The 11,789-nt window shown below is 63.1% G+C and carries 13 protein-coding genes; 5 read left to right on the plus strand and 8 right to left on the minus strand.

The features are described from left to right. Nucleotides 1-330: 330 nt before the first annotated feature. From CXY78_RS19755 to CXY78_RS19790, 8 genes are all read right to left on the minus strand, one after another. Nucleotides 331-2,148, minus strand: coding sequence for an alpha/beta hydrolase (locus CXY78_RS19755; protein WP_104090822.1), 1,818 nt, complete (start codon nucleotides 2,146-2,148; stop codon nucleotides 331-333). A 284-nt stretch (nucleotides 2,149-2,432) separates the two neighbouring features. After that, nucleotides 2,433-2,699 (minus strand): DUF6112 family protein, encoded by a 267-nt coding sequence (locus CXY78_RS19760; protein ID WP_104091037.1) that lies wholly within the window; start codon nucleotides 2,697-2,699, stop codon nucleotides 2,433-2,435. Continuing rightward, nucleotides 2,699-3,814 (minus strand): M23 family metallopeptidase, encoded by a 1,116-nt coding sequence (locus CXY78_RS19765; protein ID WP_104090823.1) that lies wholly within the window; start codon nucleotides 3,812-3,814, stop codon nucleotides 2,699-2,701. The genes CXY78_RS19760 and CXY78_RS19765 overlap by 1 nt, the downstream gene beginning before the upstream one ends. A gap of 8 nt (nucleotides 3,815-3,822) precedes the next feature. After that, nucleotides 3,823-4,470, minus strand: coding sequence for a hypothetical protein (locus tag CXY78_RS19770; RefSeq protein ID WP_104090825.1), 648 nt, complete (start codon nucleotides 4,468-4,470; stop codon nucleotides 3,823-3,825). A gap of 9 nt (nucleotides 4,471-4,479) precedes the next feature. Then, entirely contained in the window at nucleotides 4,480-5,502 is a 1,023-nt protein-coding gene (locus tag CXY78_RS19775; protein ID WP_104090826.1) for a ParB N-terminal domain-containing protein, read from the minus strand. After that, entirely contained in the window at nucleotides 5,499-6,296 is a 798-nt protein-coding gene (locus CXY78_RS19780) for a hypothetical protein (protein WP_104090828.1), read from the minus strand. Before CXY78_RS19780 ends, CXY78_RS19775 begins: the two co-directional genes overlap by 4 nt. Before the next feature lie 53 nt (nucleotides 6,297-6,349). Next, nucleotides 6,350-6,742: a hypothetical protein gene (locus tag CXY78_RS19785; protein WP_158253359.1), complete on the minus strand. Its 393-nt coding sequence runs from the start codon at nucleotides 6,740-6,742 to the stop codon at nucleotides 6,350-6,352. Nucleotides 6,743-6,779: 37 nt separating this feature from the next. After that, complete coding sequence (locus CXY78_RS19790) at nucleotides 6,780-7,661, minus strand: bifunctional DNA primase/polymerase (protein ID WP_158253360.1); 882 nt, start codon at nucleotides 7,659-7,661, stop codon at nucleotides 6,780-6,782. Nucleotides 7,662-7,931: 270 nt separating this feature from the next. On the opposite strand from CXY78_RS19790, the gene CXY78_RS19795 reads away from it, so the two are divergent. From CXY78_RS19795 to CXY78_RS19815, 5 genes are all read left to right on the plus strand, one after another. Continuing rightward, nucleotides 7,932-8,390 carry a hypothetical protein gene (locus CXY78_RS19795; protein WP_104090832.1) on the plus strand — a complete coding sequence of 153 codons (459 nt, stop codon included), beginning with the start codon at nucleotides 7,932-7,934 and terminating at the stop codon, nucleotides 8,388-8,390. 7 nt (nucleotides 8,391-8,397) lie between these two features. After that, nucleotides 8,398-8,862, plus strand: a complete 465-nt coding sequence (locus CXY78_RS19800) for an ImmA/IrrE family metallo-endopeptidase (RefSeq protein ID WP_104090834.1) — start codon at nucleotides 8,398-8,400, stop codon at nucleotides 8,860-8,862. Continuing rightward, on the plus strand, nucleotides 8,859-9,875 hold the full coding sequence (locus tag CXY78_RS19805) for a DUF6545 domain-containing protein (RefSeq protein WP_199182647.1): 1,017 nt from the start codon (nucleotides 8,859-8,861) through the stop codon (nucleotides 9,873-9,875). The genes CXY78_RS19800 and CXY78_RS19805 overlap by 4 nt, the downstream gene beginning before the upstream one ends. Then, complete coding sequence (locus CXY78_RS19810; protein WP_104090835.1) at nucleotides 9,872-11,047, plus strand: S9 family peptidase; 1,176 nt, start codon at nucleotides 9,872-9,874, stop codon at nucleotides 11,045-11,047. The genes CXY78_RS19805 and CXY78_RS19810 overlap by 4 nt, the downstream gene beginning before the upstream one ends. Nucleotides 11,048-11,197: 150 nt before the next feature. Next, entirely contained in the window at nucleotides 11,198-11,764 is a 567-nt protein-coding gene (locus tag CXY78_RS19815) for a hypothetical protein (RefSeq protein WP_104090837.1), read from the plus strand. The last annotated feature ends 25 nt before the right edge of the window (nucleotides 11,765-11,789 follow it).

The raw sequence follows: 11,789 nt of genomic DNA on the forward strand, positions 1-11,789 counted from the left end.
TTTCTTTTCTGTCGCCAGAAGCCCGAACAGCCAAGCGCGAGATTAGCCCAAAGCGCACGACCAAAGGCATGCGAGAAGTCGCCGGACCCGCGTTCCTCGACCTCGTCGATTTCATTGACCTACCGAGTTGTAATCGCCCGGATGGTCTCTGTACCTGAGACAACAAAGTGAACTCGGCAGGGTAAGGCGCCGAAGTTTTGAAATTTGCGCGCACTGACTAGACTCTTGCTTCGAACTGACAGGCTTGAGTCAAGATGCGAACGGTTCGACGTCCAGTCCTATGCATTCGTTTGCCAGTCCCCTGGCTAATTCGTTGCTGCCCGTCCTCTTTTATTCCGTCTCGTCCAGAGCGTCAAGAGCGATGTGGGGCTCGAGTCCGTTTTCTCTCAGGTATTTCAGCGCACGTTCGATAGTTCCGATCTTTCGCTTCAGTTCTTTTAATGACGGTGATGATTCGTCCGAGAACTCGTCGAGCCGCTCATATTGTCGCCGGACCTCGATCTCTGTCTCCACCAGGACTCTCCAGACACTTGGATCCTGCTCGAGGTTCTGACTCTGCCGCAAAATTACCGCAGTTAGTTGGCGTTCAACAACCGCTTCGAGGGTTTCTGCGGTAGTTCCGGGGCTGGCAAGGCCGAGTGCGATGCCGCTGCCACCGGCCGTGAGGAGTGTGCCGGCCGCCAGCAGACCACCCATCATCCCGCCGGGTCCAAAAGTCGCCAACGCGCTGGTGATCACCGCGGCTCCCACGAGACCGGGAGCAGCCGCAAGCGCTAGGCCGCCAGTCGCCACGATAATGAGGGCAGCACCGGCACCAAGTGCCCCCCACTTCAGCCAGTTCACTCCAGGACCACTTCTCAGTTTCTCCTGTGCGCGTTTCGCGGCCGCGAATACGTCGGCGCCATACTGGCTCCCTAACCCCATCTCGGCGGTGAGGTCCTTCATGGCGTCTTGCCACTTGTCTTTCGGGATGGTGATCTCGAAGGGTCGGATGACGTTCTCTGCAGCAAGGATAGTCAACAGGAGTACGGCATCATCTTTTGATAGATGATCGCTCGGGAGCGGCTCGGGAACAATCGCGTCCGGGTCAGACAAATCGAATGCGAGGCGTGCCACCGCATACGGCATCCCTCTGCGCCCTCTGCCTTCGCTTTCCTCGAAGTCATTTCGACTTCTGATGTCGTCGACGACGGCAGCTTGTACTTGTCGAAGTGCGCCAGCGAAACGATCTCGCTGATCACCTATCAAGCTCATCTTCATAAGGTGCGCGTACCGAAGCGCAACAATAGCTATGCGTTCTGTAGCGTCCACTGGAATGTCGAGACCCTTGTCGATTCTCGCGAGCTCTTTTGACCTAGATCCGAAAAGCGCGAAGCCAATGGCTGCGGCCACCGCCTCGTTGGAGAGGTACTCCGCCGCAACGTGGGCTCGGCGGCCCACGGCCTTGGTGTTAATTCGGAAATCGATCATCCACGGGAAGACGGCTGAAACACCCCTGTGTGCAGCCACCGGATCCGGCGCATTCCAGAAGTTCACCCACCAGCCGAGGTTCGTCGGTGGCTCGTTCAACGCCTCCCGTAGCTTGTCCACGTCGAATCCTCCGTTCGCCAACGGACTCCCAATGGTCACCATGCCGGCAACCTCAAGGCCGACAGGGAGGCGACGCAGGAGATCGGCGGCGATCACGGAGCCGAGGCTATGACCCACAATGACAAGCCTCCCTGACTCGGGCAGTTTCGAGAGGATGCGGTTCAGCACTTGGGCACGAATCTGAGGATTCTTGAGGTAGTTTTGCGCTTGCTTGACGAAAGAAAGTCCGACTCCGACTGCGGCATTAGCACCGACTAGGCCAGTACCTCGGTCGGGACGCCCAAGTCTGAACTCCACTGCACCGATGCGGTTTTCGAAGTCTCGGCGGTTCTTCTTGGCAGCCTCGCGAGGCGGCTGTTTGATCGTCACGCCCGGAAGCGACTCTTTATCGTCCCAGCCAACCAGCGCGTGCGCGTATTTCGGTGCGATCACTCGCACCGTGTCCAAATCGGGGTACCCGAGGCGGGTCAGGGCTGCAGAGAAATCGACTTTCCATGTGTCGTCATGATCGCCCTTTCCGACGCCGTGCAAGAACAGAAAGATCGTATCGTTCGACAATGAAGACTCCACATCTCGCCGCCCCTTGAGTAGACAGAGCTGACCACCTACGGCTTTAGATCAAGAATAACGATGGAAGTCGATATCTCTTGCGTTACGCGACGGATGGTCAAGTGCGCGGGAACAAACGATTTGGTCCGTGAGTATTGGCGCTATTGATCGTCGGGCGAGCTCCTGCTTTCGCTAACCGGTTGCCCAGGGAACCGATAGCGACTTTGCTGACCATCCCGGCAGGGTCTCACCGATGTCATTGGAGCAGCGCGGCCCATGGGCGGAGCATTTGATCAGAGCGTAGAGCCAACGTCCAGTAAGAAGTTCACCCAGGCGACGCCAGCGCCCGCAAGTGCTGCTGCACCACAGGCGACCCATAGCCCAACCCGAGCCCGAGTAGCGGTCTGGAAGTTTCCGCTCGCCGAAGCGAGCGCCCACGTCACCCCGCTGATGATCATCATGAATACCGCGATGATCAGCACGAACGTCAGCAGCGCGCCGACGATGCTTTTCAACTCTGAAGCGCCGCCGACAGCGCCGAAGTCAGGAAACACATCCATCACGCCACCGGGCATCCGCTTGTTGCTGCGGTCAGGTCGGCGGCTCCGTGGGCGCCGAGCCAATCCACCGCGTTGACGGCTGGTTGACCAGATCCGCCCGGGTGTATCTCGAGATGCAGGTGCGGCCCGGTCGACTTGCCTGCAGACCCGACGTCGCCGATGTGCTGGCCGGCGACCACGCTGTCGCCGACCGCGACGTGCATGCCCTGGTCGTACATGTGCGCGTAATACGAGGTGACTCGCTCGCCACCTATGGTGTGCTCGATGGTGATCAGCCCGCCGTAGGTGCCGCGTTGCCCGGCGAAGCTCACGACGCCGTCGGCGATCGCCATGATCGGCGTACCGAGCGGCGCCGCGAGATCACTGCCCGCATGAAAACGCCGCTCGCCCGTGTACGGATCGATACGCCACCCAAAGCTGTCGGTGTTCGTATAGGAGCCCGCCGGAAGCGGAAAAACGACCCGCGATGACTCGACAAGGATTGAAGAACGAGTCAGCGCAACCAAAATCGCCTCTGCAACCGGCTCAAAGTTCGCGTACCGATCCGGATAGGCACTGACCTCAACGGCCTGCGCCGCCGCGCCAGGCTCCAGCAACTGCCAGCCCGCAACGTCGAGCAGCCCGCGCGGCGACCCAGCGTTCGGCCCCGACACACCGCCGAAGAACGCCCGCGCCTGGTACTCCGGGTCCATCAACTCAGCGACCGTTCCCCATCCCGACGACGGCCGCATCTGAAACAGCCCCAGCGAGTCATGATCGGAGCCGACCCCGTCGTGAGGGTAAGAAGCAGATTCCGGATACGCGCTGGTGTTTGCCAACTGGCGCAGCGTCGACTCCGTAAGCGCGGCCATCAACGCCACGACCACTCGCGCGTGCCCGACGTTGGCCGTCTGCCCGCCCACCGTGATGATCGTTCCCGCATGGGTCAGCTGTCGCTGATCCAAAATGACCGATCGGCCATCCAGAGTCTGAGCGGTGAGCGAGTCCGGAATCGTCCCGACTACCAGCGACCCGCACGAGCTCGCGATCGTGGTCACCAGCGCGGCCACACCCACCAAGCCACCCAACGGGCAAGCGAGCATCAGCACCAATACAAGTCCGATGAGCTTCTTCATCGTGAGGCCTACTCCAGCGGATGGTCGAGCTTCGTCAGCCGCAGCAGCGTGCACGACTCCTGGCCCGGGCACACGACGAACACCGTGAACGACACCTGCCGCTCAGTGCGCATCGCATCGGTGTTGAACGTTCCCACTCGATGACGAGTTCCCACGACCGTGAGCGCCGCGGTACCGGGCGGAATCTGCCCCGCCGTCGCCTGCTCCAACGCCGTCGCCCAGGTTGCCGGCACGGTCACCGACTCCACGTCGAGCCACTGCCGCGTGCCATAGGAAGCGAGACGCTGCCACATCTCGGCACCCGGCAAGTAGTCGCGCACATCGGCGGCCACCGCGGCAGCTTCCTCCGCATCGGCCACGTCCACCAGCACCTGCGCCCAGTCGGCGAGGCCAGCATCCTGCCGCGTGTCCCAATCAAACAGCGCGTGCGCCACACTGCGAGCAAACAGCTCCGGACTCGACGTTTCGAGCACCGGCTGCGGCTGGTCGGCCGGCACTACCGCCAAAGCGGATGCCGTCGGCGCCGGCCGCTCCGGCGAGCCCGCCTTCGCCGGCCCGCGGACCAGCCCAACCAACCCCATGACTGCCACCACGATCAGCGCGATGCCAGCACCCACGATGGCGATGACAAGACGGCGGCGGCGAAAGAAACGCATGGTGGGTTCCTAACGAATGTGTGAAACGGTGGCGGAGACGGGCGCGACGGTGGGGGAGTCGCGGAGGGTGCGCATCCGCTCGAAGAAGGCGACCGTGCCAGCGAGGGTCGCATCGAATTGGTGCCATTGGTCGTCGGTGAGTTCGGCGGCGACCTCGGCGGCGTCGTAGCGGAGCCACCAGTCGCGCAGGTCGTTCCAGAGGAAGACGAAAGAACGCGTGGGCAGCTTCGAGTCGGCTACAGCCAAGGGGCGGGTCTTCTTTGCTCGCGTCGCCGACTTCGCCCGGGCGAGGGCCTCCCGGGCCAGCTGCTCGAGGTCGGCGGAACGCCCGGCGGTCGGCACAGCGGAAACCAGCGAGCGAACGGGCACCGCATTCGTCGCGCGGTCGACCTCGACAGCAACCCTTTCGTGTGCAGCCGACACCGATCCGCCGTTCTGAATCACCGCCAATTCCTCCCGCGCGCGACTGCGCAGCGTCTCGTCGAGATTCTCGTCGTCCGCCATTCGTTGCAGATGGTCGATGCGTTCTAGCGTTGTATAGGAGCGCCGCCCGGTTACGAGAAGGGCCGCTTGCGCGCGGACGCGATCAATCGGCTGCGGTTGTGCCACCGTGGCACCACCGTCTGATCTGGGCTTTTCCGTGCCGAAGCGCGTTGCGACCTGCCGCCGCTGGGCGTCCTCAGCGAGAAGCATCTTCACCTCGCGATACAGGGCGGCCGCCTCGGTGGGGGCGAAGGCCTTGTGCAGGGCGTTGTCGTCCTGTTCCGCGAGCAGCTGGGCCAGCTGATCGGAGATACCCGCACGAACCCAGACATGGAGCTTGCGTACGCCAAGCTGCCGCAGCGCCGCCAACCGGCGAGCACCGCAGATCAGAGTGCCGTCCGGTGTTACCGTGATCGGCTGCAACAGCCCCTGGCGCTCGATCGAGGCAGCCAGCGCGGCGATGTCACCCAGATCGGTGCGATGCCGCGACCCGATCCGGATGGAGTCGATCGACCGCTCCAACTCAATGTGCCCCGGGGTGACGGTCATGCGAACACCCGAGGCGAGTTCAGAACGATGTCGGAGACCAGGTCGTCGTCCCCGAGCAGCGCGTGCAGCGGCTCGCCGACCAGCAAGCGCAAGAGGATGCCGCGCCCCGCGGAGGTGTGCGCGTGCAACGGATTGCTGGATCCAAGAAGTGTGCGCAGCATGCTCATCCAGGCCGGCTGGGACACGTCGAGCAAAGCCCGGGCGGCGTAGTCGCGGCGCAGCGACTCGAAGGCAGACGGGCGCGAGGGGGCATCCGCTAAGCGGCTGCACACATATTCGACGCCATCGCGGGCGCGGTCGACTGGCCAACCCAGCAGGGTGAACAGCGAGATCGCAGTCTCGACCGCGAGAGACACCTCAACCAGGGGCTCCGGCTCGGCAACCGCGTCGGCCGGGTCGACGCTGAACGCGGGGTGATATTCCGGCAGGGCGTGCTCGCGATCGCTGAACCGTTCGGCATCGTGAAACACCGACACCTGGGGCCGGCGCGCCTGGTGCACCGAGCACAGCAGCCCGCGGGCGCGGTCCTCGGCGATGCAGGTCACCTGCACGGCTCGGGTGACGATGGCCCACGGGTCGTCAGCCCGAAGTGTCGAGGGCGCCCGCATCGCGTCGAAGGCGGCCGCGGCGGCCTCCCACGGGTCGAGGTGGTGCTTGCGCGCCAGCCCGGCGTAACGCTGGGCAGTGAACCGCATGAGCTCGGAGGCCTCGGCGTCGCTGCGCCAGCGGGCGCCGCCATCCGTTTGCAGGCGCGCGAGCAGTCGGCGCAGGCCTTCGGAATCGCGAAAAGTCATTCTCTCGCCATCTCCTGTCGAGTTAGTTGCCGTGTTCAACAGGATGCTCATGGTCACGCCCATCCGAAACTGTCGCGGCCGATCTGTGCACGGTCTCGCACCGACCCGAACTCGGAGAGGGGAGCCAGCCGGGCGGCCCGCGCGCGAATCGCACGCGCGGCGGTGACGGGTGCCCGTCGAACCTGCCGCACGGCGTTGGCCTGCAGATCGATACCGCGGCCGGCGATGCGCCCAGCGCCGAGGTTGAGCAGGTCCGCCGCGCGAATCCAGGTGACGGCGGGGCGGGAGGCCGTCGTGGCCGCTTGCCTGGCGGTCGAGGTTCCGCCTCGCGTGCGCGCTGAGAGGCGCGATTTCTCCTCCAGCACGGCATGCAGCGGATGCCGCTCGCCACCGGCATCGACGCTGGTCGCGCCGCGTGACTTATCGAAGTCGTCTACATCCATCACTTCATCTCCTTTGGGTTGATGTTCTGAAAAGGGCCATTCATGACAGGCAGGGCGGATCGCCGCGTCTGGCTACCGGATCGGCGCGATCGAATGCTTGCGCACCCGCCGTGGCCCGACGGCTCGCCGAGCTGATCGTGGCGAGAATCTCGCGCTCGTCGAGCCCGGCCGTCTGCGCGGACGGGCCGAGTGCAGCCTCGACGTCCACAGGCGCGAGGCCCGCCTCGACGAGTCGGCAGGCCGCCCAGAACAGCCCGCTATTGCGCTCGCCTTCCTGCAGGTTGCTTACCCATTGCGCGAGTCGGCTCGGCTCCGGCGCCGTGGATGCTGTTGCCCGCGTGCCCGTCCGTGGCGGCCTCGGGTCGATGAAGGTGCGCAGCGCAACGGCGTCGACTGGGTGCGCGCCGGCCGTCGACAGCGAATACAGACGATAGCTGGCTCGACCGGTGTCCGTCGCCAGCGTTGAAGGCGGCACGATGACATAGCCGCCGTCCCCACGAAAGTCGATGTGGGCGCTCGCCGCCTGCCAGCAGCGCTGCGGCCGATCTGAGATCGCGGCAAAGTACACGTGCATTCCTCCCGACGGCGTGCGCACCCGAGCGAGCTCGCCGTCGACCAGTCCCGCTGCCGTGGCCCGCTCGAACGCGGCGAAGCCGGCATCCGTTTTGGTCACGTCGATGTCCACTACATCGATGCCCGACGTGCTGCCCGTCGGCATCCCGATGTTCGCACCCGGCCACCGCGTCCACCACGCCCGCACCTGGTCGACATCGCGGCTCGCATCGTGAAAGCCCGCCGGCGTGAGCGGATGCTTACCATCCGTCACACACGGAAACACTGGAATCCCCGCCTTGGCGAAGGCAAGAGCGGCACCTTGCACCGGCAGTTGGCTCGTAGCCACCAGCACCTCAGCGACGCTCATCAGACACTCCGAACGCGGAGCCATACGTGCCAATTCACAACAATCACCTTCCCGAAGGACTGCCACGCAGGCGTGGCCCGATGACACGAAGGCGTAACTCGCTTCGCTTAGGCGTTCGGCGAGGAAGCTCCGTGTTGAGCATGCTCAATTCAAATTCTGAGACTGTTTTAGCACCACATTTGAGCATGCGCAACCATTGATTTGATCATGCTCAAAGAGTAAATTGAGCATGCGTAATGACCTGAGCATTGATCAACTCAAGGAAGTCCCATGCCAGACGACGAGAGCACGACAGCCGCGGAGGATCTCGCGAAGCGCCTCCGACTGCTGCTCGACGTTGCCGAAGCTGAGACGGGCCACGAGCCGACGTTCGCTCAGATCGCCGCTTTCCTTGAAACGCGCGGAACAAACCTCTCGAGATCTCGGTGGACGTATATCGTGAACGGCCATCGGTACGTTCAAGACCGACCACTCCTCGAAGGCCTCGCCGCCTACTTCGACGTTGACCCCGCCTTCCTCGCCGGTGCAGCCAGCGCCGAGACCCCGGCCAAGGTCAGCGCCCAACTCGACCTCGTCCGGGCCATGCGTGCCGCCCGAGTGAAGTCTTATGCGGCACGTACAATGGGGGATATCTCTCCCAACGCTCTACGGGCGATCAGCAAATTTTTGGATGCGGAAGTCGCGCAGAGGCCGCCAGACGAAACCCCACCCGCGTCCGGAGGGAATTGAGGCGGCAGTGAACGACACAGTGAGTGTGGCTACGGCAGTCGACGAACTCGCATTGGGCGAGACCTTCACCTTCGACGAGCTCGTTGTGGCAGTTGAGCGCAACCGAGGACGACGGCTGCGAATAGTCGAACTTGCCGAACTCGGGGTCGACGATGGTCTGTGCGCAGTCTGGCTCGGAGCGGATCATCAAGACCTGATTCTCCACGCACACAGCGACTCAGTTCTGCATCGGCAGCAGTTTGTGCTGCACGAGCTCGCCCACATCATACTCGGTCACAAATTCGACGAAGAAGGCCAAGCCATCGACTTCTTACTCCCCGACATCCCTGAAGAAACACGACTGCGATTGCTCAGGCGTCAAAACCTAGATACGGCCGAAGAAGTAGAGGCCGAGACCCTCGCCGACATCTTCGCCGCGGCAATCAGACGGTCAACGAGAAACTCCTCTCGATTCGCAGAGATTTTCGGATGATTCCCCTCCTCGTTTCCGCCCTCATGTGGCTGCTCGTGGCCAGCCTGCTGATCCTGCGCCGCGGTCACGCCGAGCGCAACATCAGCTACGCGGCAGTCACGATCGCCATCGCCATGACCCTCAACACCGACCAGGTCTACCGCCCGCTCGACCGGCTCGCTGGCGGCACCAACCTCGCAACCCTCCCGGCCGACCTCGCACTCATGATTGGCGTGTTCTTTCTCGGCCGCGGCGTGTTGAAAGCCTCCGAACAGCAGTCGTGGGCAGAGCGGTTCGCGCTCGGTCGAATCGTACTCACGGCTGCAATCATCGGGGCGGTCGGCTCGTTCCTCTTCATCGATGGCGGCACCACCACGACCAACTTCATGCTCGACCTGGGCGACCAGCCCAGTGCCGGCACATACTCCATGATCCAATTCACGTACTACGCCGTCGTGCTTTCCGCGATGGCCGGGCTCGCGGCCCGGCAACTCCGCAAAAGCGCAGGCGTTCAGCGGATGCCGCCGACGTCCCTCCTCGTCGGAAGCATCCTCGGAGTGCTGTTGAGCATCGTCGTCATCACCATGGATATCGCGCATCTGGCTGGCAACCTCAATCTGATGGGAGCCGTGGCCATCGCCTACGAACCGCTGCACCTGATGACCTTCGTGCTGCTGTGCCTGGGCTTCGCCGGACAGCCCGCAGCCCGCGCTCTGCAGGCGCGATCACGCGATCGGACAACGCGGATGCTTGTCTCAGAGCTCCAGCCGCTCTGGGCAGCGGCGACCGCGGCGCGACCGGGCATTAGCCAAAATACTTGTGGGTCAATGGGCACCGACCCCGAAACGCTAATTCACCGCCAGATCGTCGAAATTCGCGACGCGATCATTGATGCGCGGGTGTTTTTTCAGGTAGATGACCGAGACCGGCACCTCATCGAGCGCGCCGAGCGTCACCTACTTGGCGGTGCCTCGTCTGGGCCGGCGCCGGTCGCATCACGGACCACGGCCAGTTCAGTGCTGCAGAAGCGATGAAAATTCTTTGGGCGCTGGCTGGCGTGGCGCTGGCGCTGGCGGCTGGCGTGGGTCTCAGCGGGCTCGGCTTCGTGATCGCAAGGCGGCTGACTGCACCGGTAAGTGGTCGCCGGTACGACCTCACCATTCGAGGCGTCGAGAATACAGGGGATCGACCAGTCGTCATCCTTGATCGCACTCCAGCCACCGCCTCTCCTGGCGACTACTGCCTCATCCTCGAAAACGGCGGCTGGGTTCGCCTGGCGCCCGGAGTCGAGAACCGCGGGCCGAGTCTCGTCGGTCGCGAGGTCGTGGGGGAGTCGGGGCCAGCTGTAGCCGCCGGCCAGAGAGCATCCTGGAGCGGCATCTATTTTCAAACCCCAGCCGACGCCGGCCTCGAGTCAACAAATGTCGAAATACAAACGGATGTCGGCCCCGCGCCCGCCTGGCTCATCCCACCCGAGGGCCCGCCGTCGACGACTTGGGCCATTCACATCCACGGACTCGGAAGCACCCGCGCGGGAACGCTGCGTGGTGTGCAGGTCGCCTCGGAGGCCGGGTTGACCTCGCTCGTCGTAACGTATCGGAATGACGGCGAAGGCCCCACGGTCGGCGCCGGCAGGTCCGAACTCGGTTCTGCTGAGGCCAATGACGTACGAGCGGCCGTAGACTACGCCCGCGAGAATGGCGCAAGAAGCGTGATCCTCTTCGGCTGGTCGATGGGCGCCGCCATCGCGCTGCAGCTCGCCGCCGACGCCAAGTTTCGCGACATAGTTACCGGGCTGGTGCTCGATTCGCCCATCCTTGATTGGGTCGCGACGCTCAAGGCGAACTGTGCGCGGGCGGGCATGCCCGCTTGGGCTGGCGCGCTGGCCGTGTCCTGGCTCGGGTCTCGGCCGCTCGCTCGACTAGTGGGTCTCGCCAACCCCATCGATCTGCGCAGCTTCGATTGGATCGCGCGCTCCCAAGAACTGACCGTACCGACGCTCATCCTTCACGGAACCCTCGACACGTCGTCGCCGTTCGAACTCTCAACGTGCCTCAGAACGCTCCGCCCCGACGTCGTCGATATCGAGTCATTCGATGCAGAACACACATTGAGCTGGAACTCGGATCACGAGTACTGGCGATCAATGATCACCATTTGGCTAGCAGCCGCGCCTGCGGCAGATGCCCTTCGGCAATTCGGATGATCAATTGGGAGTTCCCTAGTGCGGAGCGACGTTCTCTCGAAAGTGGCACGCGCGTTGTAGGCAAAAACATTCATCGGTTCTGGGAAATTGATTCTTACAGCGATTCGAGGGACCGACGAGCTAGTGCGCCTGTGGCGGTAACATATTGAGATGTTATTGCCGGTCATCGAAGTCGACTTGTTCCTAGTTCGAGCGGGAGGCTGGGCAACTCTGATTGGGTCGATCGGCGCGCTTGGGACCGCAGCAGTCGCCTTTGTAATCTCTCGGCAACTGAAGACCCGCGAGCGACGGCAGGCGATAGCAAGCATCCACTACGACCTGACAACGGGCGAGGCCGCGTCGGCCCGAGACGTTATCGGGACGTTGCTCTACGGAAATGGCCTCGATGCGGTCCCGAAGCAAGACGCGATAGCTGCCTTGTTCAGGCTTTACTGGGCCATTCAGCGCGCAGAAAACACCTATCGCGTGCACGAACTGGATCCGGTCTCATCGAAGAAGCTGAGCGGACAGCAGGAACTCTTCTTGAGCTGGAACTTCCGTGAAATTGTTCAGAACATTGTCGCCTTTCATGATGGCTACGGTGAGAAACTTTGCATCGAGGACGCGGACGCATGGAACTCTTTCGAAGACCGACTCAAGGTGAGTTCACCAGACCTGTATGAGGAATTCTTGGCACACCGACCGTCCGTTCGATGGGCCGGCACTCGCACGGCATAACCTCAGACGGTGCACGTGCGCGTCA

It is taken from the genome of Cryobacterium sp. N19 (genome assembly GCF_002929595.1).
In the GTDB taxonomy this organism is placed as follows: domain Bacteria; phylum Actinomycetota; class Actinomycetes; order Actinomycetales; family Microbacteriaceae; genus Cryobacterium; species Cryobacterium flavum.